The sequence below is a fragment of the Streptomyces durhamensis genome, from assembly GCF_000725475.1.
Lineage (GTDB): Bacteria > Actinomycetota > Actinomycetes > Streptomycetales > Streptomycetaceae > Streptomyces > Streptomyces filipinensis.
The window spans coordinates 159,797-184,343 of the sequence record NZ_JNXR01000015.1 but is presented as its reverse complement, the minus strand read 5'-3'; the positions used below and the strand labels follow the sequence as shown (position 1 = coordinate 184,343).

Genomic DNA, 24,547 nt, shown 5'->3' with positions numbered 1-24,547 from the left:
CACACCAGTGAGCACCGAAGCGTACGTGTACGACGCGATCCGCACCCCGCGCGGCCGCGGCAAGGCGAACGGCGCCCTGCACGGCACGAAGCCCATCGACCTGGTGGTCGGTCTCATCCACGAGATCCGCGACCGCTTCCCCGGCCTCGACCCGGCCGCCGTCGACGACATCGTGCTCGGCGTCGTCGGACCCGTCGGCGACCAGGGCTCCGACATCGCCCGGATCGCGGCGATCGCCGCCGGACTGCCGGACACGGTCGCGGGCGTGCAGGAGAACCGCTTCTGCGCGTCGGGCCTGGAGGCCGTCAACCTGGCCGCCGCCAAGGTCCGCTCCGGCTGGGAGGACCTGGTCCTCGCGGGCGGTGTCGAGTCCATGTCCCGCGTCCCGATGGCCTCCGACGGCGGCGCCTGGTTCAACGACCCGATGACCAACCTCGCCGTCAACTTCGTCCCGCAGGGCATCGGCGCCGACCTGATCGCCACGATCGAGGGCTTCTCCCGCCGCGACGTCGACGAGTACGCGGCCCTGTCCCAGGAGCGCGCCGCCACGGCCTGGAAGGAGGGCCGCTTCGACCGCTCGGTCGTCCCCGTCAAGGACCGCAGCGGCCTGGTCGTCCTCGACCACGACGAGCACCCGCGCCCCGGCACCACCGCCGACTCCCTGGCGAAGCTCAAGCCGTCGTTCGCGGACATCGGCGAGCTGGGCGGCTTCGACGCCGTCGCGCTGCAGAAGTACCACTGGGTGGAGAAGATCGACCACGTCCACCACGCGGGCAACTCCTCCGGCATCGTGGACGGCGCCTCCCTCGTCGCGATCGGCTCCAAGGAGGTCGGCGAGCGCTACGGCCTCACCCCGCGCGCGCGGATCGTCTCGGCCGCCGTCTCCGGCTCCGAGCCCACCATCATGCTCACCGGCCCCGCCCCCGCCACCCGCAAGGCCCTGGCGAAGGCCGGACTCACCATCGACGACATCGACCTGGTCGAGATCAACGAGGCGTTCGCCGCGGTCGTGCTGCGCTTCGTCAGGGACATGGGCCTCAGCCTCGACAAGGTCAACGTCAACGGCGGCGCCATCGCCCTCGGACACCCGCTCGGCGCGACCGGCGCGATGATCCTCGGCACCCTCGTGGACGAACTGGAGCGGCAGGACAAGCGCTACGGCCTCGCCACCCTGTGCGTCGGCGGCGGCATGGGCATCGCCACCGTCGTCGAGCGCATCTGACTCCCCGCGGACCAACGGACTTCAACGGAGACGACTGTCATGACCGAGAGCACCACCATCCGCTGGGAGCAGGACGACACCGGTGTCGTCACCCTCGTCCTGGACGACCCGCGCCAGTCCGCGAACACCATGAACCAGGCGTTCCGGGACTCCCTCGCCGCGATCACCGACCGGCTGGAGGCCGAGAAGGACTCCGTCCGGGGCATCATCTTCACCTCGGCGAAGAAGACCTTCTTCGCGGGCGGCGACCTGCGCGACCTGATCCGGGTCACGCCCGAGACCGCGCAGGAGCTGTTCGACGGCGGTCTCGCCATCAAGCGGAACCTGCGCCGCATCGAGACCCTCGGCAAGCCGGTCGTCGCGGCGATCAACGGCGCCGCCCTGGGCGGCGGTTTCGAGCTCGCCCTCGCCTGCCACCACCGGGTGGCCCTCGACACCTCCGGCACGAAGATCGGCTGCCCCGAGGTCACCCTCGGCCTGCTCCCCGGCGGCGGCGGAGTGGTCCGCACCGTCCGGCTGCTCGGCATCACGGACGCGCTGCTGAAGGTGCTCCTCCAGGGGCAGCAGTACAACGCACGGCGCGCCCGGGACAACGGCCTCGTCCACGAGGTCGCCGCCACGCCGGAGGAACTGCTCGCCAAGGCCCGCGCCTTCATCGACGCCAACCCCGAGTCCCAGCAGCCCTGGGACAAGCCCGGCTACAGGATCCCCGGCGGCACCCCCGCCAACCCGAAGTTCGCGGCCAACCTGCCGGCCTTCCCGGCGAGCCTGCGCAAGCAGACGAACGGCGCGCCGTACCCGGCCCCCCGCAACATCCTCGCCGCGGCCGTCGAGGGCGCCCAGGTCGACTTCGAGACCGCTCAGGTCATCGAGGCCCGCTACTTCGTGGAGCTGGCCGCCGGGCAGACCTCGAAGAACATGATCCAGGCGTTCTTCTTCGACCTCCAGGCCGTCAACTCCGGCGCGAACCGGCCCCAGGGCATCGAGCCCCGCCAGGTCCGCAGGGTCGCCGTCCTCGGCGCCGGCATGATGGGCGCCGGCATCGCCTACTCCTGCGCCCGCGCGGGCATCGACGTCGTCCTCAAGGACGTCGCCCTGGAGGCGGCCGTCAAGGGCAAGGGCTACTCCGAGACGCTGTGCGCCAAGGCCGTCGCCAAGGGCCGTACCAGCCAGGAGAAGGCGGACGCGCTGCTCGCCCGGATCACGCCGACCGCCGACGTGGCCGATCTCGCGGGCTGTGACGCGGTGATCGAGGCCGTCTTCGAGGACACCACGCTCAAGCACAAGGTGTTCCAGGAGATCGAGTCCGTCATCGCCCCGGACGCGCTGCTGTGCTCCAACACCTCCACCCTGCCCATCACCACGCTCGCCGAGGGCGTGCAGCGCCAGACCGACTTCATCGGGCTGCACTTCTTCTCGCCGGTCGACAAGATGCCGCTGGTGGAGATCATCAAGGGTGAGCGCACCGGTGACGAGGCGCTCGCCCGGGCCTTCGACCTGGTCCGGCAGATCAACAAGACGCCGATCGTCGTGAACGACTCGCGCGGCTTCTTCACCTCCCGGGTGATCGGCCACTTCATCAACGAGGGCGTCGCCATGGTCGGCGAGGGCATCGAGCCCGCCTCCGTGGAGCAGGCCGCAGCCCAGGCCGGCTACCCGGCCAAGGTGCTCTCCCTCATGGACGAGCTGACGCTCACCCTGCCGCGCAAGATCCGGGGAGAGACGAGGCGGGCCGTGGAGGAGGCGGGCGGCACCTGGACCCCGCACCCGGCGGACGCGGTCATCGACCGCATGGTCGACGAGTTCGGCCGCCCCGGCCGCAGTGGCGGCGCCGGTTTCTACGACTACACCGAGGACGGCAGGCGGGCCGGGCTGTGGCCGGGACTGCGCGAGCACTTCGGCAGGCCCGGGCACGAGATCCCGTTCCGCGACATGCAGGAGCGGATGCTCTTCTCCGAGGCCCTCGACACCGTGCGGCTCCTTGAGGAGGGCGTCCTGACCTCGGTCGCCGACGCCAACATCGGCTCCATCCTCGGCATCGGCTTCCCGGGCTGGACCGGCGGCGTCCTGCAGTACATCAACGGCTACGAAGGCGGCCTGCCCGGATTCGTGGCCCGCGCGCGGGAACTCGCCGAGACCTACGGCGAGCGGTTCACCCCGCCCGCGCTGCTCGTCGAGAAGGCGGCAAAGGGCGAGAAGGGCGAACCGTTCGGCGACTCAGTCCGTTCCTGACCCGGTGACCCACTGGCCCAGCTCTTCCCGCAGCGAGCGCTGGAACGTCGTCAGCAGCGCCTGCACCACCAAGGGGTGCATGTGCGCCGACAGGGACCTCACGTCCTGGGCGTCACGCTCCGCCACCTCGCCGCGGAAGAGCTGGGACAGCTCGTGAGCCGCGGCGCGCGAGTGCTCGATGAGCACCTTGCGCGCCGCGAGGATCACCTCCTGCGACAACGGCACGTCGAGCAGCTGCACACCGAGCCGGAGCAGCCCCGAGTCGACGCGGAAGGTGTCGTCGCCCGCCCCGGCGACGACGTTCATCGCCGCCAGCCGCTCCAGGTCCTCGACGGTCAGCGGCCGTCCCGCCCGCCGTTCCAGTTCCCGCCGGGACACCGTGTCCACCGCGTCCGGCGCCCAGGACGCGACCACCGCCCGGTGAATGGCCAGGTCATGCGGGGTGAGGTCGTGCGGCAGCTGCTTCAGGTACCGCTCGATCGCCGACAGGGTCATGCCCTGCTGCTGCAACTCCTCGATGAGGGCCAGCCGTGCCACGTGGTCCGGCCCGTAGTGCCCCACCCGGCGCGGGCCGATCACCGGCGGCGGCAGCAGACCCTTGCTGCCGTAGAAGCGCACGGTGCGGACCGTGACGCCCGCCCGGGCGGCCAGCTCGTCGATGGTGAGGGGCGTCTCCCCGGCCTCGGTCGTCATGTGCAGCAGTATCGCTGTCTCACCAGGAGTGTGAAACCCATGGTGAACGCCGGGTGAACCCTGAGTGGATCGTGTGACAAGCGACGCTCTGTGACATCGGCCACCGCGTATCCGCGGATCTCTCTGGGAAGCTGCTGTCTTGGTCTGTACCGCGACTCAACAGGGTGGTGCGGGCCGAGCCCTGCACGACCCCCGGGCCCACGAGGCCCGGGCGCACCAGGAAGTGGAACCACCCGTGAGCAGCAAGGACACCGTGGAATCGGTGCAGGCCACCACCCATCCCGAGGTGGCCCCGACGCCCGCGGACGCGGGCGACGCCGGTTACAGCAAGGACCTCAAGGCCCGCCACGTCAACATGATCGCCATCGGTGGCGCCATCGGCACCGGACTCCTCCTGGGCGCCGGCGGCCGCCTGCACAACGCGGGCCCGGCGCTCGCCCTGGCCTACCTGGTCTGCGGCGTCTTCGCCTTCTTCGTCGTCCGGGCCCTGGGCGAGCTGGTCCTGTACCGCCCGTCCTCCGGGTCCTTCGTGTCCTACGCGCGCGAGTTCCTCGGCGAGAAGGGCGCCTACGTCGCCGGCTGGATGTACTTCCTGAACTGGTCGACCACCGGCATCGCCGACATCACCGCGATCGCGCTCTACACGCACTACTGGTCCATGTTCACCAGCATTCCCCAGTGGGTGCTCGCCCTGATCGCCCTCGCGGTGGTCCTGGCCGTGAACCTGATCTCGGTGAAGATCTTCGGCGAGATGGAGTTCTGGTTCGCGATCATCAAGGTCGCCACCATCGTCGGCTTCATGCTGATCAGCATTTTCCTGCTCGCCACCCAGCACAAGGTCGGCGGCCACACCCCCGGCCTGAGCGTCATCACCGACAACGGCGGGCTCTTCCCGCACGGCATGATGCCGGTCGTCCTGGTCATGCAGGGCGTGATCTTCGCCTACGCCGCCCTGGAACTGGTGGGCGTCGCCGCCGGCGAGACCGCCGAGCCGGAGAAGGTCGTCCCGCGCGCGGTGAACTCGATCATGTGGCGGGTGGGCCTCTTCTACGTCGGCTCGGTCGTGCTGCTGGCCCTGCTGCTGCCCGGCTCGGTGTACTCCGCCGACCAGAGCCCGTTCGTCACCGTGCTGTCCAAGATCGGCGTTCCGGCGGCCGGTGACGTGATGAACCTGGTCGTGCTGACCGCCGCCATGTCCTCGCTGAACTCCGGTCTGTACTCCACCGGCCGCATCCTGCGCTCCATGGCCATGGCGGGCTCCGCCCCGAAGTTCACCGCGCGGATGAACCGCAGCCAGGTCCCCTACGGCGGCATCCTGCTGACCTGCGCGGTCTGTGTCCTCGGCGTCGGCCTGAACTACCTGGTGCCCAGCCAGGCCTTCGAGATCGTGCTGAACGTCGCCTCCCTCGGCATCATCAGCACCTGGGTGATCATCATGCTCTGTCACATGATCTTCGTCCGCCGTGCCCGCGCCGGCCTGGCGACCCGGCCGCACTTCCAGCTGAAGTTCAGCCCGGTCACCGAGATCGCCACGATCGTGTTCCTGCTGGTCTGCCTCGGCATGATGTGGAACGACCCCGACGTCGGCCGGAAGACCATCCTGCTGATCCCGGTGATCGCCCTCATGCTGGTCGCCGGCTGGTTCGGCGTGCGCCGCCGCGTGTCGCGCAACACCGACCAGGAGCTGTCCGGGCTGACGAAGTAGCGGCCCGGGAGGAGGCCCTCCGCCACTGTCGGTGGCATCGCCTACGGTGGCGTCATGTCGGAGATCACGTATGTCCGGGGTGACGCCACCGTGCCGTCGGTCAAGGGCGTCAAGGTGATCGCCCATGTCTGCAACGACATCGGCGGCTGGGGGAAGGGCTTCGTGCTCGCGCTCTCGCGCCGCTGGCCCCAGCCGGAGGCGGCGTACCGCGCCTGGCACCGCGACCGCGCGCGCAACGACTTCGCCCTGGGCGCGGTCCAGCTGGTCCGGGTCGAGCCGTATGTGTGGGTGGCCAACATGATCGGCCAGCGCGGCATCAGAAGGGGCAGCAAGGGCGTCCCCGTGCGCTACGAGGCGATCGACACCGCCCTGAACACCCTCGCCGGCGAAGCGGCCGGACTCGGTGCGTCCGTGCACATGCCCCGCATAGGCTGCGGCCTGGCGGGCGGCAGGTGGTCCCGCGTAGCGCCGCTCATCGACGAGCGACTGGTGAAACGGGGGATCGCGGTGACGGTCTACGACCACGGGGAGGGCGGCGGATGACCTCGCGCAGCGGTGCGACGGATGTCCTGGTGCTGGGCGGAGCCGGCGTGGACACGATCATCCAGGTCCCCGAGCTCCCCCTGCCCTACGCCGACAGTTACCTGATCGACTCCGGGATCCGCACCCGGGCCGGACAGACCGGCGACTTCGTCGCGCTGGGCCTCGCCGCACTCGGCCTGCGCGCCCACCACCTCGATCTGCTCGGCGACGACCCCGAGGGCGACCTCGTGCGCGCCCTGCACCGCGAGCACGGCATCGCACTGACCGCGCTCCCGCAGCCCGCCGGCACCAGACGGGCGGTCAACCTCGTCGGCCCGGACGGCCGCCGCCTGTCCCTGTACGACACCAGCCGCGCCCGTCCCGGCGACCGGTTTCCGCCCCAGACGCTGCGCACGCTCGCCGGGGCGAGCCGGCACGTCCATGTCACGATCACCCCGCCCTGCGCCGACGCCCTGCCCGTGCTGACCGCGACGGGCATCCCGCTCTCCACCGACCTGCACGACTGGGACGGCGAGAACCCGTACCACGAGCCGTTCGCCCACGCGGCGGACGTCGTCTTCCTGTCGGCCGCCGCGCTGACCGACCCCGAGCGGACCATGCGGCGCATCGCCGAGCGGGGCCGGGCCGAGGCCGTCGTCGCCACCGCCGGGGCCGAGGGCGCGTACCTGCTGGCCGACGGCGAGCTGTCCCGCGTCCCCGCGGCGGTGCCGCCCGCGCCGGTGGTGGACTCCAACGGCGCGGGCGACGCCTTCGCCGCCGCCTTCCTCTACGGCCGCCTGGGCGGCGAGCCGCCCGGGACGTGCGCCCGCTACGGCGCCGTCGCGGGCGCCCACGCCTGCACGGTCCCGGCCTCCCGGGCGGAGTCGATAGGCCGGGACGAGCTGCTGAAGCGGGCGACGGCGCCGAGACCCTAGTACCGCGGCCGGAAAGGTTCACCGGCTCGCGACGCCCGGCACGGCACCTCGCCGCGTTGTCGCGCCACCCGAGTACATCCGGTACGCGGGCGATGCTCCGCACCGGACGCCGCGAGCTTTCCGGCAAACCTTTCAGGCCACAGCACCAGACCGCGCCGGGTCAGTGCCCGGGCGTGGCGTGCGCGTCGTGCGCCGCCTCGACCTTCTTCCACGACTTCGGCCGGGCCACCGGCGCGTCCGCCTTCGCCAGGGACCGGGCCGCGGACGCGGCCGGCTTCGACGGCTGGAACAGCCAGGTGTCGAACAGCGCCGAGAGCGGCTTGCCGGACACCTGCTCGGCGTACCTCTGGAAGTCGGCCACCGAGGCGTTGCCGTACGCGTGCTCCTGCGGCCAGCCCTTCAGGATGCGGAAGAACGCGTCGTCGCCGATCTCGTCCCGCAGCGCCTGGATGGCGAGCGCGCCCCGGTCGTAGACGGCGTCGTCGAACTGGTTGTCCGGGCCCGGGTCACCCGGCTTGACCGTCCAGAAGGCGTCGTCGGCCGGGTGGGAGGCGTACACGTAGTCGGCGAGCTGCCGCGTGGTGCCCTCGCCCTCGTGCTCGGACCACAGCCACTGCGCGTAGGTCGCGAAGCCCTCGTTGAGCCAGATGTCCTTCCAGTCCTTCACCGACACGTCGTCGCCGTACCACTGGTGGGCCAGCTCGTGCACGACCACCGAGGCGTTGGAGCCCTTCGCGAACTGCTTCGGGCTGTAGTAGACGCGGCCCTGGGTCTCCAGCGCGTACCCTGTGGTGGTGTTCGGCACGTACCCGCCGGCCGAGCTGAACGGATACGGCCCGAAGTAGCCGCTCAGCCAGTCGACGAGCTCGCCGGTGCGCTCCACGCTCGCCCGCGCCGCCCCGTCGTTGTCGCCGAGGTCCTTGCTGTAGGCGTTGACGACCGGCACCCCGCCGTCGGAGGTACTGGTCGTGATGTCGAACCTGCCGACGGCGAGCGTGGCCAGATACGTCGCCTGCGGCTTGTTCTGCCGCCAGCTGTAGCGGGTCCAGCCGAGCTTCGAACTCGTCGCCTGCAGGGTGCCGTTGGAGATCGCCTGGGTGTCGTCCGGCACGGCCACCGACACGTCGTAGGTGGCCTTGTCGCTCGGGTGGTCGTTGCTCGGGAACCACCACCAGGCGGCCTCGGGCTCGTCGGCCGCGACCGCGCCGTCGGGCGTGCGGTGCCAGGCGGTGAAGCCGTAGGCGGCCTTCGTGGACGGCACACCGCTGTAGCGGACGACGACGGTGACCGGCGTGCCCTTGGCCAGCGGGGTCTTCGGTGTGACGACCAGTTCGTGCTGCCCGGAGGTCGTGAAGGCGGCCTTGGCGCCGTTGACCCGTACCTCGCTCACGTCCAGCAGGAAGTCCAGGTCGAAGCTGGACAGGTCCTGCGTGGTCCGCGCCAGGATCGTCGCCGTGCCCTGCAACTCGTCCGTCTTCGGCTGGTACTGCAGCCTCAGGTCGTAGTGGGAGACGTCGTAGCCGCCGTTGCCGTAGTCGGGGTAGTAGGGGTCGCCGATGCCCGGCGCGCCGGGGGAGTAGCTCGCGGCCGATGCCGGGATCGCCAGCAGGAGGGAGGCCGCCGCGAGCGCGCCCGGCGCGATGATTCTGCGGTGCACGTCAGCTCCAAGTCGTAGGGACTGCAGGTCCGTTCGGAGAACTCTGTACGGAGCCTATTCAGTCCCTGAGGCCCCTGACCTGTCCATGGCCCCCGCTGTCACACGATCGCCATTCAGCCGTCACGCGACACGCGAGGCGCCGGAAATCACCCTTCTGCCAGGGAGTTGACCGGAGTACCGTCCGCGCATGCCACTTCGCACGCCGATGAGAACGCGCTTCACGATCTGGAGAACGCTCGCGACCGCGGTCGCCGCCGTCCTGGCGGCCGCCTTCCTGACCCCCGTCGCCGCACAGGCCGCCACCGGCGCGGGCCGGACCACCCGCGAGAGCCGGCCGGTCTACTCCTACGCCCACGCCGTCCGCGAGTCCGTGTGGGTGGACACCGGCCTCGACGGGGACGGCGACGGGAGGAGCGACCGCGTCGCCGCCGACATCGTCCGGCCCGCCGAACCCGCCCGCCAGGGCCGCAAGGTGCCCGTCATCATGGACGCCAGCCCCTACTACTCCTGCTGCGGACGCGGCAACGAGAGCCAGAAGAAGACGTACGACCCACAGGGCCACGTCGTCCGGATGCCGCTCTTCTACGACAACTACTTCGTGCCCCGCGGCTACGCCTTCGTCGGCGTCGACCTCGCCGGCACCAACCGCTCCGACGGCTGCGTCGACGTCGGCGGCCGCTCCGACATCCGGTCCGCGAAGGCCGTCATCGACTGGCTGAACGGCCGCGCCACCGCGTACACGAGCCGGACCGGGGCCAGGACCGTCAAGGCCGTCTGGAGCAACGGCAGCACCGGCATGATCGGCAAGAGCTGGGACGCCACGATCGCCAACGGCGTAGCCGCCACCGGTGTCAAAGGCCTGAAGACGATCGTCCCGATCAGCGGCATCTCCTCCTGGTACGACTACTACTTCGCACAGGGCGCCCCGCTGTACCACGGCGGCCCCGACGAACTGGCCGGCTACGTGGAGAGCGACGCGGCGCACGCCCACTGCGCCGCCGTACAGAAGAAACTCGCCGACGGCAGCCCGCGCAGCGGCGACTGGACCGGGCTGTGGAGCGAGCGGGACTACGTCAAGGACGCGGCGAAGGTGCGCGCCAGCGTGTTCCTGGTGCACGGCATGCAGGACCTCAACGTCCGCACCAAGCACTTCGGCCAGTGGTGGGACGCCCTCGCCGAGCACGGTGTCCAGCGCAAGATCTGGCTGTCCCAGACCGGGCACGTCGACCCGTTCGACTACCGGCGCGGCGCCTGGGTCGACACCCTGCACCGCTGGTTCGACCACGAACTCCTCGGCTACGACAACGGTATCGACCGTGAACCGATGGCCGACGTCGAACGCCACCCCGACCAGTGGGTCACCTCCCGCGTCTGGCCGCCGCAGACCACCCGCGCCACCGTCCTGCACCCGGCGTCCGGCACCCGGGCCGGCGTCGGCACGCTCGGCCTGCGCCCGGCCACCGGCACCGAGAGCTTCACCGACGACCCGAAGCTGAGCGAGACCGACTGGGCCGCGCACCTGACCACGCCCACGGCCGAGAAGACCGGCTTCCTCACCGCGCCGCTCACCCGCGACCTGCGCCTCGCCGGTTCGTCCACGGTGACGGTGACCGCGACCCCGACCACCACCTCGGCCCACGTCTCCGCGGTCCTGGTCGACCTCGGCCCGGACACGATCCGCGACTACGCGGACCCGCACGAGGGCATCACCACGCTCACCGACCGCACCTGCTGGGGCGAGAGCACGGCCGGGGACAGCGCCTGCTTCAAGGAGACCCGGGCCAAGACCGCCAAGGTCGACTACACCGTGTTCAGCCGCGGCTGGGCCGACCTCGGCCACCACGCCTCCCTCGCCAAGGGCGTCCCGCTCACGCCGGGCAAGGCGTACACGATGACCCTGCGTCTGGCGGCCACCGACCATGTCGTCCCCCGAGGACACCGGCTCGCCCTGATCATCGCGGGCACGGACAAGGACCTGATCGACCCGCCGTCGACGAAGCCGGCCCTGACGATCGACCTGTCCGGTACGCGGGCGGCTCTCCCGCTGGCCGGCGGCGCACCGGCGTTCGCCCGGGCCACGGCCGGTGCGGCCGGTACGGCTCCCGCGCCGAGGATCCTGAACGGCGTCCGTACACCGCGCGCCGCCGAGCACATCCCGATGTAGGCGCGGCGAGGCCTGGGCCGCGGCGGGTGAGAGCTCCTGCGGGATCGCGCCGTCGGGGGCCTGAGCGCCGCCGGGCGGGGTCCGTCGCGGCCCCGGCCCCGCCGGTTCCCGCGCCCCTGGGACGGTGCGGCCGCCCGCGACCGCGGGCGGCCGTGCTTCCTCCAGTGCCCCAGTGCCCCAGTGCCCCAAGGGCCCGGGGGCCCCGAGAGCGGCACGGGCGGGCGCGGCGGTCCGGGCCGCCCCGCCGACGCCCGGAGCGACCCCGCCCTGAGCCCCGTCAGGCGGCCGGGAACGCCAGCTCGGCCGCCTGACGGGCACATCCCCACGCCACGGTGACCCCGGCCCCGCCGTGCCCGTAGTTGTGCACCAGGACGCGGCCGTCGGCCAGTCGCTGCCGTTCCAGCCGTACCGCGTCCCGGGCCGGCCGCAGCCCCACCCGGTGGCCCAGCACCCGGGCCCGCGCGATCTCCGGCCGGACCGCCGCGCACCGGGCGACGATCGCCGCGGCGGTGGCGGGGTCCGGCCGAAGGGACCAGTCGTCGTCCTGCGCCGTACCGCCCAGCAGCAGTCCGCCCGGTTGCGGCATGAAGTACGTGGAGGCGTCCGAGGCGTGCTCGACGGACGTGAACCACGTCGTGATCCCCGGGTTCTCCACCACCACCAGCTGCCCGCGCACCGGACGCACCGCCGGGTCCGGCACCAGCGAACGCGCCCCCAGACCCGTGCAGTTGACCACGACCGGCGCCGGTACGGCGGCGAGGCCGGACACCTCGCGCACCTCCACCACGCCCCCCGCCTCGGCGAGCCGCTCCCGCAGCCAGGCCAGATGCACCGGCATGTCGATCAGCGGCAGCCGCGCCGCCAGCCCCTCGGCGACGGCCCGCAGCCCCGCCACCCGGCCCGCCCACGCGCCGAGCCCGTCCAGCAGGGTCCCCCGGTGTACGCCGTCGACCAGGCGTACGCCCGTTTCCTGCGGCCGCCGCGCCAGCTCCTCGTACACGGCGAGGGACGCGAGCGCCCACGCGCCGACCAGGGGCTCGGGTTCGATGCGATACGGCCACCACAGACCGCCGGCGACCGCCGAGGTCGTACGCTCGGCGGGCTCCCGCGCCCACACCCGTACCCGCCGTCCGGACTCGGCCAGCACCACGGCCGTCGTCAGCCCGGCGACCCCGCTCCCGACCACGATCACTTCGTCACTCGGCTCGCTGTCCACGCCAGGACGATAGGCCCACTTGGGCCGGCTGCGTCCCGCCGGGCTCAGATCCGGGCCGGCGTGGGGATACTCACAGCATGTCTGCCGCATACGCGACCTTCGGCCTGGCACCGGCGACCCGCGCCGGCGGTGTGCTCGCCGACGGCGGCTACCAGGCGCACCGCGACTTCGTGGACTTCGTCGTGGACGGCCGTCCGCTGCTGTTCCGGCTGTCCGACCTCGACGCCGTCTCCCCGCTCGCCTCGGACATCCCGCCCGCCATCTTCACCGAGCAGGTGCGCGCGCTGCTCCTGGAAGCCGAACCGCCGCTCCCGGAAGGCCGGTTCGTCATCTACGGCTGCCCCGAGTGCGCGGACCTGGCCTGCGGAGCGGTCACCGCCGTCATCGAGCGCGACGGCGAGGACTACATCTGGCGGGACTTCGCCTGGCAGACGGAGGAGCACGCCGACCTGCAGCTCAACGGCTACCACGGCATAGGACCGTTCCGCTTCCACGGTGCCGAGTACCGCGCGGCACTCGGCGCCCTGAGGGACGGCTCCGTCGCGCCCCGCCGGCGGGTGCTGCTGATCGGCGCCCGGGTCGCGGTGCTGGCCAGGCTGGCCGCCGCGCTGCGCACCATCGGCATCGGCGCCGACATCACGCAGGACGCCCGGGCCGTGCCCGCCGAGGAGCTGCGCGGCTACGGCGCGGTCGCCTTCGGCCGCGCGGTCGGCGAGGCCGACCGGTCCGCCGTGCTGGAGGCCTTCGACCGGGCCGGCGTCGAGGTCGCCCGCGTGGACGGGCTGGCGCCCATCGTGCCGCTGCTCGTCGCCCAGATCGAGCACGCCCTGGACCGCAGCCCGCTCCCGCAGCGCCGGCTCACCGGGCTGGCCGCCGCCGGCAGCACCGCGGACGTGGAGGTGACCTCCGCGTGCCGGGTACGGATCACCGCCTACCGCCTCGACCGGCTCTACCGCACCCAGGTGCGCGAGGTGTTCGACGGCGTCCTGGAGCCCGGCCGGCACCGCGTCCCCCTCGACCCGAAGGCGGTCAAGGGGGAGGCGTTCGTCGTCGCCCGCACGACCGGAGGCGTGCTCACGGCGCCGGTCACCGGCCGGAAACGCGACTGAGACGGGGAGAGCGGCCCGTTAGGATCTGCCTCCTGATGACTGCCACCCTCGTCGCCAAGAACCTCGCCGCCGGCCACGGCGACCGCTCCCTCTTCTCCGGGCTGGACCTCGTGGTCGCCCCCGGCGACGTGATCGGTCTCGTGGGCGCCAACGGCGCGGGCAAGTCCACCCTGCTCAAGCTCCTCGCCGGACTCACCCCGCCGGAACAGGGCGAACTCCGCCTGTCCCCGCCGTCCGCCACCGTCGGTCATCTGCCGCAGGAGCCGGAGCGCAGGCCGGGGGAGACCGTCCGGGAGTTCCTGGCCCGCCGTACGGGTGTCGCCGAGGCCCAGCGCGTCATGGACGAGGCCACCCAGGCACTCGTGGAGGGCGCGCCCGGCGCCGACGACGCCTACGCCACGGCCCTGGAGCGCTGGCTCGGCCTCGGCGGCGCCGACCTGGAGGAGCGCGCGGAGGAGGTCGCCGACTCCCTCGGCCTCGCCGTCGGCCTGGACCAGTCGATGACCGCCCTGTCCGGCGGCCAGGCGGCCCGCGCCGGGCTCGCCTCGCTGCTGCTGTCCCGCTACGACGTCTTCCTCCTGGACGAGCCCACCAACGACCTCGACCTGGACGGCCTGGAGCGCCTGGAACGCTTCGTCTCCGGGCTGCGCGCCGGCACGGTCGTCGTCAGCCACGACCGCGAGTTCCTCACCCGCACCGTCACCAAGGTCCTCGAACTCGACCTCGCCCAGCGGCAGATCAGCCTCTACGGCGGCGGCTACGAGGCCTACCTGGAGGAACGCGAGGTATCCCGCCGGCACGCCCGCGAGGAGTACGAGGAGTACGCCGACAAGCGGACCGCCCTCCAGGACCGCGCGCAGATGCAGCGGTCCTGGATGGACAAGGGCGTGAAGAACGCCCGGCGCAAGGCCGGCAACGACAACGACAAGATCGGCCGCAAGTTCCGCAGCGAGGCCAGCGAGAAGCAGGCCGCCAAGGCACGGCAGACCCAGCGCATGATCGAACGCCTGGAGACGGTCGAGGAGCCGCGCAAGGAGTGGGAGCTGCGCATGGAGATCGCCACCGCGCCGCGCTCCGGCGCGGTGGCGGCGACCCTGCGGGACGCCGAGGTGCGGCGCGGCGACTTCACCTTCGGCCCGGTGTCGCTGCAGATCGACTGGGCGGACCGGGTGGCGGTCACCGGGGCGAACGGCGCCGGCAAGTCGACCCTGCTCGGCGCGCTCCTCGGCCGCGTCCCGCTCGATGCCGGACACGCCGCGCTCGGCTCCGGTGTGCTGGTCGGCGAGGTCGACCAGGCCCGCAAGCTGTTCCACGGACCCGAGACCCTGCTGGACGCGTTCTGCGCGGCCGTGCCCGACACCGAGCCGGTGGACGTGCGCACGCTGCTCGCCAAGTTCGGCCTGAAGTCCGAGCATGTGCTGCGCCCGGCCGCGACCCTCTCCCCGGGCGAGCGCACCCGCGCCGCCCTGTCCCTCCTCCAGGGCCGGGGGGTCAACCTCCTCGTCCTCGACGAGCCGACGAACCACCTCGACCTGCCCGCCATCGAACAGCTGGAGGCGGCCCTCGACTCCTACGCGGGCACCCTGCTCCTGGTCACCCACGACCGGCGCATGCTGGACGCGGTCCGGGTGACCCGGCGGCTGGAGGTCGCGGACGGGAAGGTGACGGAGCGCTAGCGCGGGAGCTGGACGAAGGCACCCTCCGCCAGGGGAGGGTGCCGTGTCAGCGGCCCCGCGGGGTCACCGCTTCTTCGGGTCCAGCAGCCCGGCCCGGCGCAACGCGTCCGCCATCGCGCTGTTGGCCGGTGCCGGCGCCTGACGGCCGCCCCGGTCACCGCCCCGGCCCTGCCGCTGCCCGCCGCCGTGGCGCTGGCCCTGTCCACCGCCCTGCCGCTGCTGCGGCGGACGGGGGCCGCCACCGCGCTGCTGACGGCCACCGCCCTGCCCCTGCGGCGCGGCCTCGTCGTCCAGGCGCAGGGTGAGCGCGATCCGCTTGCGCGGGATGTCCACGTCGAGGACCTTCACCTTGACGATGTCACCGGGCTTGGCGACGTCCCGCGGGTCCTTGACGAACGTCTTCGACATCGCCGAGACATGCACCAGGCCGTCCTGGTGGACGCCGACGTCCACGAACGCGCCGAAGGCCGCCACGTTCGTCACCACGCCCTCCAGGACCATCCCGGCGGCCAGGTCGGAGATCTTCTCCACGCCCTCCTTGAAGGTGGCCGTCTTGAACGCGGGCCGCGGGTCGCGGCCCGGCTTCTCCAGCTCCTTCAGGATGTCCGTCACGGTCGGCAGACCGAACGTGTCGTCCACGAAGTCGGCGGGCCTCAGCGAGCGCAGCACGCCCGTGTTGCCGACGAGGGAGGCCACCTCCTGGCCCGTGGCCTTCACCATGCGGCGCACCACCGGGTAGGCCTCGGGATGCACGCTGGAGGCGTCCAGCGGGTCGTCGCCGCCGCGGATGCGCAGGAAGCCCGCGCACTGCTCGTACGCCTTCGGACCGAGCCGGGCGACCTTCTTCAGCGCATAGCGGGACGTGAACGGGCCGTTCGCGTCCCGGTGCGCCACGATGTTCTCGGCCAGGCCGGAGGAGATGCCGGACACCCGGGAAAGCAGCGGCACGGAGGCGGTGTTGACGTCCACGCCGACGCCGTTCACACAGTCCTCGACCACCGCGTCCAGCGAACGGGAGAGCTTCACCTCGGACAGGTCGTGCTGGTACTGGCCGACGCCGATGGACTTCGGGTCGATCTTCACCAGCTCGGCCAGCGGGTCCTGCAGACGGCGCGCGATGGACACCGCGCCGCGCAGCGACACGTCCATGCCGGGCAGCTCCCGCGAGGCGTACTCGGACGCCGAGTACACCGACGCGCCCGCCTCGGACACCATCACCTTGGTGAGCTTCAGCTCCGGGTGCCTGGCGATCAGTTCACCGGCGAGCTTGTCGGTCTCGCGGGAGGCGGTGCCGTTGCCGATCGCGACCAGCTCGACCGCGTGCTCCTCGGCGAGCTTCGCGAGCCTCGCGATCGCCTCGTCCCACTTGTTGGCCGGGACATGCGGGTGGATGACGTCGGTGGCGACGGTCTTGCCCGTGGCGTCGACCACGGCGACCTTCACGCCCGTACGGAAACCGGGGTCCAGGCCCAGCGTCGCGCGCGTGCCGGCCGGGGCGGCCAGCAGCAGGTCGCGCAGGTTCGCCGCGAAGACGTTCACCGCCTCGTCCTCGGCGGCCGTGCGCAGCCGCAGCCGCAGGTCGATGCCGAGGTGCACCAGGATCCGGGTGCGCCAGGCCCAGCGGACCGTGTCGGTCAGCCACTTGTCGGCGGGCCGGCCCCGGTCGGCGATCCCGAACCGCGAAGCGACGATGCCCTCGTACGAGGAGGGGACCGAGGCGGACTCGGCCGGCTCCTCCGGCTCCAGGACGAGGTCCAGGACCTCCTCCTTCTCGCCGCGCAGCAGCGCCAGGACGCGGTGCGAGGGCAGCTCGGTGAACGGCTCGGCGAAGTCGAAGTAGTCGGCGAACTTCGCGCCCGCCTCCTCCTTGCCCTCCCGCACCTTCGCGGCCAGCCGTCCGCGCACCCACATGCGCTCGCGCAGCTCACCGATCAGGTCGGCATCCTCCGAGAACCGCTCGGCCAGGATCGCCCGCGCGCCGTCCAGGGCGGCCTGTGGGTCGGCGACGCCCTTGTCGGCGTCCACGAACGCGGCGGCGGCCGCCGCCGGCTCCACCGTCGGGTCGGCCAGCAGGCCCTCCGCCAGCGGCTCCAGGCCGGCCTCGCGCGCGATCTGCGCCTTGGTGCGCCGCTTGGGCTTGTAGGGGAGGTAGACGTCCTCCAGCCGCGCCTTGGTCTCGGCGCCGCGGATGCGGGCCTCCAGTTCGTCGGTGAGCTTGCCCTGCTCGCGCACCGACTCCAGGATCGCCGCCCGACGCTCCTCCAGCTCCCGCAGATAGCGCAGCCGCTCCTCGATCGTGCGCAGCTGCGCGTCGTCGAGCATCTCGGTCGCTTCCTTGCGGTAGCGGGCGATGAAGGGCACGGTCGAACCGCCGTCGAGCAGTTCCACCGCGGCCTTCACCTGCCGCTCCCGTACGCCGAGCTCCTCGGCGATCCTGCCTTCGATGGATCCTGCTTCGATGGATCCGGGTGTCGTCACGATCCCGTACCGCCTTCTCCACTGAGGTTGCGCGGCAATTGTGGCAGGTGACACCGACAACCGGGGATCAGGGCGGCGCGTGGCGGGCCACCGGCCGAATGCCGGGCCCGGCTCCCGCACCGGCCGGCCGCATCCCCGGCCATGGCAGGAAAGGTGGGGAACATGTCATTGCGGCCACCCCCCGTGCGGCGAAGAATCGGGACATGCCCCAGCGCACCCTCCTCTTCGTCCTCTTCGACGGCGTCCAGAGCCTCGACGTCACCGGGCCGCTGGAGGTGTTCGCCGGCGCCGAGAAGCACACGCCGGGCACCTACCGGATCCGTACCGCCTCCCTGGACGGCGGCCCCGTGCGCACCTCCGCCGGCCTGACCCTCGTACCGGACGAGGCGCTCACCGCGGCCCCCGACCCGCACACCCTGCTGGTCCCGGGCGGCCAGGGCACCCGTGCCCCCGACCCGCGGCTGATCGACTGGCTGCGCACCCACGGCCCGCGCGCACCGCGCCTGGTCTCGGTGTGCACGGGCGCCGTCCTGCTCGCCGCCGCCGGGCTCCTCGACGGGCGCCGGGCGACGACCCACTGGGCCTACTGCGACCGGCTCGCCCGCGACCACCCGGCCGTCGCCGTGGAACCGGAGCCCATCTACGTCCGCGACGGACACGTCGCCACCTCGGCCGGCGTGACCTCCGGCATCGACCTGGCGCTCGCCCTGGTCGAGGAGGACCTGGACCGGGACGTCGCCCTCGCCGTCGCCCGGCACCTGGTGGTCTTCCTGCGCCGGCCCGGCAACCAGGCGCAGTTCAGCGCGCAGCTCGCCGCCCAGACCGCACAGCGCGCACCGCTGCGCGAGGTCCAGCGGTGGATCACCGAGCACCCGGCCGGCGACCTCACGGTCGAGTCGCTCGCCGCCAGGGCCCGGCTGTCACCGCGCCACTTCGCGCGCGCCTTCCGGGAGGAGACCGGCATGACACCCGGCCGCTACGTCGACCGGGTCCGCCTGGAACACGCCCGCCGGCTGCTGGAGGACACCGCCGACGGCATCGAGGAGATCGCCCGCGCCGGCGGCTACGGCACCCCCGAGGCCATGCGCCGCGCCTTCGTCAAGGCCCTCGGTACCGCCCCGGCCGAGTACCGCCGCCGCTTCCGGCCCGCACCCGCCCACTGAATCCGGCCCGCACCCGCCCACGGAAGGACATCCCATGCAGATCGCCATCGTCGTCTACGACCGCTTCACCGCCCTCGATGTCGTCGGCCCGTACGAGATCCTGTCCCGGCTCCCGGACGCGGAGACGGTGTTCGTCGCCGAGGAGGCCGGCCTCGTGCGCACCGACACCGGAGCCCTCGCCCTGAACGCCGACAAGGCACTGGCGGAGGTGCCCGCCCCCGACATCGTGCTGGTGTCCGGGGGCCCCGGCCAGAGCGCGCTGATGGACCACGAACCCCTGCTGGACTGGCTGCGCGCCGCCGACGCCACCAGCACCTGGACCACGTCCGTCTGCTCCGGCTCCCTGCTCCTGGCCGCCGCCGGGCTCCTCAAGGGGCGCCGGGCCACCTCCCACTGGCTGGCCCTGGACCAGCTGACCGGGTTCGGAGCCGAGCCCACGGGTGAACGCGTCGTACTCGACGGAAAGTACGTCACCGCGGCGGGTGTGTCCGCCGGCATCGACATGGGGCTCACGCTGCTCGGCCGGATCGCCGGCGACGAGCACGCCCAGGCGGTCCAGCTCGCCACCGAGTACGACCCGCAGCCGCCCTACGACGCGGGCTCGCCGGACAAGGCACCGGCGCACATCGTGGACCTGCTGCGCGCGCGGAGCCGCTTCATCCTGTCGCAGTCCAGCTGAAGCGCGGCTGCCGGCGCTCCAGGAACGCGGCGACGCCCTCCGCGGTGTCGCCGCTGCCGCGCGCCTGCGCCGCCCAGTGGGCGTCCCGGTCCGTCCTGCCGTTCGCGAACTCCTTCGCGGCGGCCTGGGTGAGCAGCGAGCGGGAGGCCAGGATCCGGGTCAGCTCCGCGACGCGCTTGCCCAGTTCGCCCTCCGGCAGCACCTCGTCCACCAGCCCGGTGGCCAGCGCCCGCCCCGTGTCGATCAACTCGGCCGTGAACAGCAGGTACTTGGCCGCGGAGGGGCCGACCAGCGACACCAGCCGGCGGGTCGAGGAGGCCGGATAGACGATGCCGAGCCGCGCCGGTGTCACCCCGAACAGGGCGCCCTCCTCCGCCAGCCGCAGATCGCAGGCCGCCGCCAGCTGCGACCCGCCGCCCACGCAGTGCCCGCGCACGGCGGCCAGGGTCGGCTTGGGGAACGCGGCGAGCGCCTCCTCGGCCGCCACCGCGAGTCCCGGCGTCTCGTCCGGTGACCCCCGGAGCGTGGAGATGTCCGCTCCCGCGCAGAAGGTCCCGCCTTCCCCGGTGAGCACCAGCACCCGTACGCCCGGGTCGTGCGCCAGCTCGTCCAGCAGCGGCGGCAGCGCCCGCCACATCGCCGCGGTCATGGCGTTGCGCTTGGCCGGGTTGTGGATGACGACGGTGGCGACAGCGCCTTCGACACGGTGCGACAGCTGGGGCTCCATGCGCCGGATGCTATCGGGGGCCGCGCCCCCGGGGGGTACCCCGCCCCGGCGTTACCGATCCGGTCCAGCGGGGACACATAGGGAGGGAGGGTGCGAAACGCCGGTGACGGAGGAGGCGGCGATGGCCAAGTTCGGCACACGTAAGCCCAAGGACAGGGTGACGAAGCTGCGCCACGGCTTCGGCTGGCTGGCCGTGCTCGGCGTGCTCCTCGTGCTCGCCGGCGTCGTCGGACTCGTCTACACCGCCGTCGCCACGCTCACCTCGATGCTGCTGTTCGGCTGGCTGCTGCTGATCGGCGGGATCGTCGGCCTGCTGCACGCGATCCAGTCCCGCGGCACCAACTTCTTCTGGCTCGGCGTCATCGTCGCGGCGCTGAACATCGCGGCCGGTGTCGTCGTCATCCGCCTGCCGCACGCGGCGGCCGCCGCGCTCACCATGTTCGCCGCGCTGCTGTTCCTCTCCGCGGGCCTCTTCCGGCTGGTCGGCAGCCTGGTCGTACGCGGTCCGCAGTTCGGCTGGACCCTGCTCCTCGGCGCCTTCGACCTGCTGCTCGGGATCCTGGTCCTCGCCTCCTGGCCGAGCAGCAGCCAGTACGTCATCGGCGCCTTCTTCTCGCTCGCCCTGCTCTTCGACGGCCTCGCCCTCCTGGCCACCGGCTACAGCGGACACCGGGTCGTCGGGCTCGTCTCCGACCAGCACTAGCCCAAACCCGTACGACCTGATTAGTTCGGGAAGCGGCGCCAGGGGTGTCAGGAACAGTCCCACACGTGACCGTGTCATACGCACTCGGTCATGAACCGCTCGATACACGCTGACTTGTGTTCAGGTACAAAGGCGGCCGCGCATCGTTACCAACACTCGACGTGTGGTGACAATCGAGCGCGAGGGTGGCGACCGGACGATGGACAACCACGGGCGCGGGGACGGCCCGCGCCCAGCGGAGGAGGCCGCGCGGCCTCCCGATCCACTGCCGTACGAAGGCGTCTGGCGGTTCACCGCCGCCGCGGTGGACGCCTCGGTCCCGCAGGCCCGGCACGCGGTCCGGGACCTGCTGCTGCGCCAGGGCGTGCCGGTCTCCGACGAGCTGGAGTACGGCCTGCTGCTGATCGTCTCCGAGCTGGTCACCAACGCGGTGAGGCACGCGGCGCTGCTGTCGCCGGTGCTGGCCGTGGAGGTCGCCGTCGGAGCCGAGTGGGTGCGGGTGTCCGTGGAGGACAACCACCCCTACCGCCCCACCGCCCTGGAGGCCGACCACGGCCAGACCGGCGGCCGGGGCCTGCTCCTGGTCCGCGAGGTGGCACGGGAGGCGGGCGGCACGGTCGACGTGGAGCACACGGCGAGCGGCGGCAAGGTGATCTGGGCGGCGCTGCCGCTCAAGCCCGCGATGCTGCCGTAACACCGCACGCGCAGGCGGCCCTGCCGCGGGATCCGCTCACCAGCCCGCGGACGGGCCCGTCAGCTCCCTGATCGCCGGACGGGCCGCGTCCAGTACGGTCATGAACCAGGCCGAGAACGGGTCACGGGCATGCCGCTCCGCCAGCTCGGCCGCCGTCACGAAGGCCGTGGCCTCGACCTCCTCCGGGTCCGCCGCGAGCCGCGCCTGCACCAGGCCGACGAACAGGTGGTTGTACTCCTGCTCGACCAGGCCCGAGGCCGGGTCGGGGTGGTTGTAGCGGACCGTGCCCGCCTCCGCCAGCAGCGAGGGCGACACACCCAGTTCCTCGAACGTGCGCCGGGCCGCGGCGGCGAACGGCGCCTCGCCCGGGTAGGGGTGGCCGCAACAGGTGTTGGACCACACACCGGGGGAGTGGTACTTGCCGAGCGCCCGCTGCTGCAGCAGCAGCCGGCCCTGCTCGTCGAAGAGGAAGACCGAGAACGCACGGTGCAGCTGTCCCGGCGGCTGGTGGGCGGCGAGCTTCTCCGCTGTACCGATCGTCACGCCCTTCTCGTCGACCAGTTCCAGCAAAATCGCCTCTGCGGTGCCATTCGACGAGCTGTGCGTCGCGGTGGCAGGTGTGATCGGCATACCCATCCTTCGCCTCGGTCTTCGCACCCCAAGTCTGCCGTACGAATCCGGCACTCCCGGCACTTCCCGGCACGTCCGCGCGCGGCGCCGCACCGGAAGGCGGACCCGGTAGATCATCGTGCCCGGTCAGGCGATCACGGAACCGTACGGGGCGGGTGTCGAACACCTGTGCGTGCCGTCAGTGGCACAGTCGTGCCTCGTGCTCCGCGTGCCCGCCCGGCTCCAGCTGGAAGGTGCAGTGCTCCACGTCGAAGTGGTCGCCGAGGCAGCCCTGCAGCTCGTGCAGCAGCTTCTCGTGGCCCACCGCGCTGAGCACCTCCGAGCTGACCACCACGTGCGCCGACAGCACCGGCATGCCGGAGGTGATCGTCCAGGCGTGCAGGTCGTGTACGTCCTCCACGCCGTCCAGCGCCAGGATGTGTGTCCGCACCTCGGCCATGTCGACGTTCTTCGGGGCCGCCTCCAGCAGCACGTCCAGCGTCTCGCGCAGCAGCTTCAGCGTCCTCGGCACGATCATCACGCCGATGACCAGCGAGGCGATCGGGTCGGCGGCCTGCCAGCCCGTCGTCAGGATCACCGAGGCCGAGATCAGCACCGCGACCGAGCCCAGCGCGTCCGCGGCCACCTCCAGGAAGGCGCCCCGTACGTTCAGGCTCTCCTTCTGCCCGCGCATCAGCAGGGTCAGCGAGATGCTGTTGGCGACCAGGCCGATCAGACCGAACACGACCATCAGGCCGCCGCGGGTGTCCGCGGGGGTCATGAACCGCTCGACCGCCTCGTACAGGACGTATCCGCCGACCCCGAGCAGCAGCAGGCAGTTGGCCAGGGCGGCCAGGATCTCGGCGCGGGCCAGGCCGAAGGTGCGGTTGGTGCTCGGCGGCCGGTTGGCGAAGTGGATCGCGAGCAGGGCCATGCCGAGGCCCACCCCGTCGGTCGCCATGTGGGCCGCGTCCGCGATCAGTGCGAGCGAGTCCGCGAGCAGGCCGCCGACGATCTCCACGACCATGATCGTGAGCGTGATGCCCAGCGCGATCCGCAACCGGCCCCGGTACGCGGCCGCGGCCGTCCCCGTGGGCGGCGCATGGCTGTGCGCGTGCCCGTGGTCGTGCCCTGCCCCCATGACAACCGCCCTTTCGTGTCCGTCCGGCAGGGCCCAGTGAACTACGGGCGGGGGGTATGGGGCAACGCGGTACTGAACACCGTTGTCATGTGCCCTGACCTGCGCAAATGTTCCGCAGGTCAGGGCGGGTGGGGGCGGGTGGGGCCTCGGGCCGACTCAGCCGCCGTGGTGCAGCCGCCAGCCCTGCCAGGCCGACTCGACCATCTCGCGCACCCCGCGCGCGGCCCGCCAGCCCAGTTGCTCGGCGGCCCGCTCGGCCGAGGCGACCGCACGCGGCGCGTCCCCGGGCCGGCGCCCCTCCACCACCGGCTCCCGGCGGTCCCCGGTGACCTCCCCGACGAGAGTGATCAGCTCGCGCACGGAGACGCCCTCGCCCCGCCCGATGTTCAGCGTCAGATCTCCGGTCAGGCCGCCGTCGGCGAGCCGCCGCGCCGCCGCGAGGTGGGCCTCGGCGAGGTCGGCCACGTGGATGTAGTCCCGGACGCAGGTGCCGTCCGGCGTCGGGTAGTCGGCGCCGAAGATCCGCGGGGCCTCGTCACGGGTGAGCCGGTCGAAGACCATCGGCACGATGTTGAACACGCCCGTGTCCGCCAGCTCGGGGGCGGCGGCGCCCGCCACGTTGAAATAGCGCAGGCAGACCGTGGAGATTCCGTGTGCCTTTCCGGCCGCCCGTACCAGCCACTCCCCGGCCAGCTTGGTCTCGCCGTAGGGGTTGACCGGCGCGCACGGGGTGTCCTCCGTGATCAGGTCCACGTCCGGGTTGCCGTACACGGCCGCCGACGAGGAGAACAGCAGCCGGCCGATCCCCGCCTCGGCGACCGCGTCCAGCAGCGTGGCGAGGCCGCCCACGTTCTCCCGGTAGTAGCGGGTGGGCTGGGCCACCGACTCGGCGACCTGCTTGCGCGCCGCGAGGTGGACGACGCCCGTGACGCCGTACTCCGCGAAGACGTCCTTCAGCAGCCGGCCGTCGAGCGTCGAGCCCCGCACGAGCGGGACGTTTGCCGGGAGCCGCTCGGGCACCGCCGCCGACATGTCGTCCAGCGCCACGACGCTCTCCCCGGCGCCGGCCATGGCCCGTGCCACGTGCGCCCCGATGTATCCGGCTCCGCCGGTGATCAGCCAGGTCATGGTCGTCCACCCTAAGGGCGCCGTGCCGGTGCCGGTCGCCGCCGGTGCGGGGGCGTCGGGGTGGAGCCCGGGGCGCGCAGCTGTGCGCCCCGGG

20 protein-coding genes are annotated in these 24,547 nt (G+C 72.3%); 12 read left to right on the top strand and 8 right to left on the bottom strand.

All coding sequences use genetic code 11. From position 1 onward, the window contains the following. Window positions 1-7: 7 nt before the first annotated feature. Window positions 8-1,222 carry an acetyl-CoA C-acetyltransferase gene (locus IO33_RS0122665; protein ID WP_031167890.1) on the top strand — a complete coding sequence of 405 codons (1,215 nt, stop codon included), beginning with the start codon at window positions 8-10 and terminating at the stop codon, window positions 1,220-1,222. A gap of 39 nt (window positions 1,223-1,261) precedes the next feature. Then, window positions 1,262-3,454, top strand: a complete 2,193-nt coding sequence (locus tag IO33_RS0122660; protein ID WP_031167889.1) for a 3-hydroxyacyl-CoA dehydrogenase NAD-binding domain-containing protein — start codon at window positions 1,262-1,264, stop codon at window positions 3,452-3,454. Here IO33_RS0122660 and IO33_RS0122655 read toward each other — a convergent pair. Beyond that, window positions 3,440-4,147: a MerR family transcriptional regulator gene (locus IO33_RS0122655; protein WP_031167887.1), complete on the bottom strand. Its 708-nt coding sequence runs from the start codon at window positions 4,145-4,147 to the stop codon at window positions 3,440-3,442. The genes IO33_RS0122660 and IO33_RS0122655 overlap by 15 nt on opposite strands. Window positions 4,148-4,382: 235 nt before the next feature. Between IO33_RS0122655 and IO33_RS0122650 the strand changes: the two genes are divergently transcribed. From IO33_RS0122650 to IO33_RS0122640, 3 genes are read left to right on the top strand one after another with little or no spacing between them, the layout of a single operon-like run. After that, window positions 4,383-5,852: an amino acid permease gene (locus tag IO33_RS0122650; protein WP_031167885.1), complete on the top strand. Its 1,470-nt coding sequence runs from the start codon at window positions 4,383-4,385 to the stop codon at window positions 5,850-5,852. Between the two features lie 54 nt (window positions 5,853-5,906). After that, window positions 5,907-6,395 carry a macro domain-containing protein gene (locus IO33_RS0122645; RefSeq protein WP_031167883.1) on the top strand — a complete coding sequence of 163 codons (489 nt, stop codon included), beginning with the start codon at window positions 5,907-5,909 and terminating at the stop codon, window positions 6,393-6,395. After that, the gene (locus IO33_RS0122640) at window positions 6,392-7,309 is read left to right on the top strand and encodes a PfkB family carbohydrate kinase (protein ID WP_031167881.1); all 918 of its coding nucleotides are present in this window, start codon (window positions 6,392-6,394) and stop codon (window positions 7,307-7,309) included. The genes IO33_RS0122645 and IO33_RS0122640 overlap by 4 nt, the downstream gene beginning before the upstream one ends. Before the next feature lie 160 nt (window positions 7,310-7,469). Here the strand turns inward: IO33_RS0122640 and IO33_RS0122635 are convergent, their stop codons facing one another. After that, window positions 7,470-8,966, bottom strand: coding sequence for a M1 family metallopeptidase (locus IO33_RS0122635; RefSeq protein ID WP_031167878.1), 1,497 nt, complete (start codon window positions 8,964-8,966; stop codon window positions 7,470-7,472). Window positions 8,967-9,153: 187 nt separating this feature from the next. Between IO33_RS0122635 and IO33_RS0122630 the strand changes: the two genes are divergently transcribed. Continuing rightward, window positions 9,154-11,130: a Xaa-Pro dipeptidyl-peptidase gene (locus IO33_RS0122630; RefSeq protein WP_031167876.1), complete on the top strand. Its 1,977-nt coding sequence runs from the start codon at window positions 9,154-9,156 to the stop codon at window positions 11,128-11,130. Window positions 11,131-11,407: 277 nt separating this feature from the next. Here the strand turns inward: IO33_RS0122630 and IO33_RS0122625 are convergent, their stop codons facing one another. Then, on the bottom strand, window positions 11,408-12,322 hold the full coding sequence (locus tag IO33_RS0122625) for an FAD-dependent oxidoreductase (RefSeq protein ID WP_031167874.1): 915 nt from the start codon (window positions 12,320-12,322) through the stop codon (window positions 11,408-11,410). Window positions 12,323-12,423: 101 nt separating this feature from the next. Between IO33_RS0122625 and IO33_RS0122620 the strand changes: the two genes are divergently transcribed. Both IO33_RS0122620 and IO33_RS0122615 read left to right on the top strand, forming a co-directional pair. Further along, the gene (locus IO33_RS0122620; protein WP_031167872.1) at window positions 12,424-13,455 is read left to right on the top strand and encodes a hypothetical protein; all 1,032 of its coding nucleotides are present in this window, start codon (window positions 12,424-12,426) and stop codon (window positions 13,453-13,455) included. Window positions 13,456-13,490: 35 nt separating this feature from the next. After that, the gene (locus tag IO33_RS0122615; protein ID WP_031167870.1) at window positions 13,491-15,131 is read left to right on the top strand and encodes an ABC-F family ATP-binding cassette domain-containing protein; all 1,641 of its coding nucleotides are present in this window, start codon (window positions 13,491-13,493) and stop codon (window positions 15,129-15,131) included. Window positions 15,132-15,194: 63 nt separating this feature from the next. Here IO33_RS0122615 and IO33_RS0122610 read toward each other — a convergent pair whose 3' ends face one another. Further along, window positions 15,195-17,609, bottom strand: a complete 2,415-nt coding sequence (locus IO33_RS0122610; RefSeq protein ID WP_031167868.1) for a Tex family protein — start codon at window positions 17,607-17,609, stop codon at window positions 15,195-15,197. A 203-nt stretch (window positions 17,610-17,812) separates the two neighbouring features. Here IO33_RS0122610 and IO33_RS0122605 point away from each other — a divergent pair, with 203 nt between their 5' ends. After that, window positions 17,813-18,772 carry a GlxA family transcriptional regulator gene (locus IO33_RS0122605; RefSeq protein WP_031167866.1) on the top strand — a complete coding sequence of 320 codons (960 nt, stop codon included), beginning with the start codon at window positions 17,813-17,815 and terminating at the stop codon, window positions 18,770-18,772. 34 nt (window positions 18,773-18,806) lie between these two features. Continuing rightward, the gene (locus tag IO33_RS0122600) at window positions 18,807-19,451 is read left to right on the top strand and encodes a DJ-1/PfpI family protein (protein WP_031167864.1); all 645 of its coding nucleotides are present in this window, start codon (window positions 18,807-18,809) and stop codon (window positions 19,449-19,451) included. On the opposite strand, the gene IO33_RS0122595 is transcribed toward IO33_RS0122600, so the two are convergent. Then, window positions 19,429-20,178 (bottom strand): enoyl-CoA hydratase/isomerase family protein, encoded by a 750-nt coding sequence (locus IO33_RS0122595; protein ID WP_031167862.1) that lies wholly within the window; start codon window positions 20,176-20,178, stop codon window positions 19,429-19,431. The two genes, IO33_RS0122600 and IO33_RS0122595, sit on opposite strands and share 23 nt — an antisense overlap. Window positions 20,179-20,299: 121 nt before the next feature. Between IO33_RS0122595 and IO33_RS0122590 the strand changes: the two genes are divergently transcribed. Together IO33_RS0122590 and IO33_RS0122585 are read left to right on the top strand one after the other, a co-directional pair. Continuing rightward, window positions 20,300-20,881 carry an HdeD family acid-resistance protein gene (locus tag IO33_RS0122590; RefSeq protein ID WP_031167859.1) on the top strand — a complete coding sequence of 194 codons (582 nt, stop codon included), beginning with the start codon at window positions 20,300-20,302 and terminating at the stop codon, window positions 20,879-20,881. A gap of 199 nt (window positions 20,882-21,080) precedes the next feature. Further along, entirely contained in the window at window positions 21,081-21,575 is a 495-nt protein-coding gene (locus IO33_RS0122585; protein WP_031167857.1) for an ATP-binding protein, read from the top strand. A gap of 36 nt (window positions 21,576-21,611) precedes the next feature. Here IO33_RS0122585 and idi read toward each other — a convergent pair whose 3' ends face one another. The 3 genes from idi to galE form a co-directional block, all read right to left on the bottom strand. Beyond that, on the bottom strand, window positions 21,612-22,205 hold the full coding sequence (idi, locus tag IO33_RS0122580) for an isopentenyl-diphosphate Delta-isomerase (RefSeq protein ID WP_031167855.1): 594 nt from the start codon (window positions 22,203-22,205) through the stop codon (window positions 21,612-21,614). 178 nt (window positions 22,206-22,383) lie between these two features. Beyond that, complete coding sequence (locus IO33_RS0122575) at window positions 22,384-23,325, bottom strand: cation diffusion facilitator family transporter (RefSeq protein WP_031167853.1); 942 nt, start codon at window positions 23,323-23,325, stop codon at window positions 22,384-22,386. A 156-nt stretch (window positions 23,326-23,481) separates the two neighbouring features. Continuing rightward, entirely contained in the window at window positions 23,482-24,453 is a 972-nt protein-coding gene (galE, locus tag IO33_RS0122570) for a UDP-glucose 4-epimerase GalE (RefSeq protein ID WP_031167851.1), read from the bottom strand. Window positions 24,454-24,547 lie beyond the last annotated feature (94 nt).

What these genes read in the sequence shown, in the direction of transcription:
- IO33_RS0122660 (WP_031167889.1), top strand. Translation starts at nt 1,262, where the DNA reads ATGACCGAGAGCACCACCATCCGCTGGGAGCAGGACGACACCGGTGTC.
- IO33_RS0122655 (WP_031167887.1), bottom strand. Translation starts at nt 4,147, where the DNA reads ATGACGACCGAGGCCGGGGAGACGCCCCTCACCATCGACGAGCTGGCC.
- IO33_RS0122645 (WP_031167883.1), top strand. Translation starts at nt 5,907, where the DNA reads ATGTCGGAGATCACGTATGTCCGGGGTGACGCCACCGTGCCGTCGGTC.
- IO33_RS0122640 (WP_031167881.1), top strand. Translation starts at nt 6,392, where the DNA reads ATGACCTCGCGCAGCGGTGCGACGGATGTCCTGGTGCTGGGCGGAGCC.
- IO33_RS0122630 (WP_031167876.1), top strand. Translation starts at nt 9,154, where the DNA reads ATGCCACTTCGCACGCCGATGAGAACGCGCTTCACGATCTGGAGAACG.
- IO33_RS0122620 (WP_031167872.1), top strand. Translation starts at nt 12,424, where the DNA reads ATGTCTGCCGCATACGCGACCTTCGGCCTGGCACCGGCGACCCGCGCC.
- IO33_RS0122615 (WP_031167870.1), top strand. Translation starts at nt 13,491, where the DNA reads ATGACTGCCACCCTCGTCGCCAAGAACCTCGCCGCCGGCCACGGCGAC.
- IO33_RS0122605 (WP_031167866.1), top strand. Translation starts at nt 17,813, where the DNA reads ATGCCCCAGCGCACCCTCCTCTTCGTCCTCTTCGACGGCGTCCAGAGC.
- IO33_RS0122600 (WP_031167864.1), top strand. Translation starts at nt 18,807, where the DNA reads ATGCAGATCGCCATCGTCGTCTACGACCGCTTCACCGCCCTCGATGTC.
- IO33_RS0122595 (WP_031167862.1), bottom strand. Translation starts at nt 20,178, where the DNA reads ATGGAGCCCCAGCTGTCGCACCGTGTCGAAGGCGCTGTCGCCACCGTC.
- IO33_RS0122590 (WP_031167859.1), top strand. Translation starts at nt 20,300, where the DNA reads ATGGCCAAGTTCGGCACACGTAAGCCCAAGGACAGGGTGACGAAGCTG.
- IO33_RS0122585 (WP_031167857.1), top strand. Translation starts at nt 21,081, where the DNA reads ATGGACAACCACGGGCGCGGGGACGGCCCGCGCCCAGCGGAGGAGGCC.
- idi (WP_031167855.1), bottom strand. Translation starts at nt 22,205, where the DNA reads ATGCCGATCACACCTGCCACCGCGACGCACAGCTCGTCGAATGGCACC.
- IO33_RS0122575 (WP_031167853.1), bottom strand. Translation starts at nt 23,325, where the DNA reads ATGGGGGCAGGGCACGACCACGGGCACGCGCACAGCCATGCGCCGCCC.
- galE (WP_031167851.1), bottom strand. Translation starts at nt 24,453, where the DNA reads ATGACCTGGCTGATCACCGGCGGAGCCGGATACATCGGGGCGCACGTG.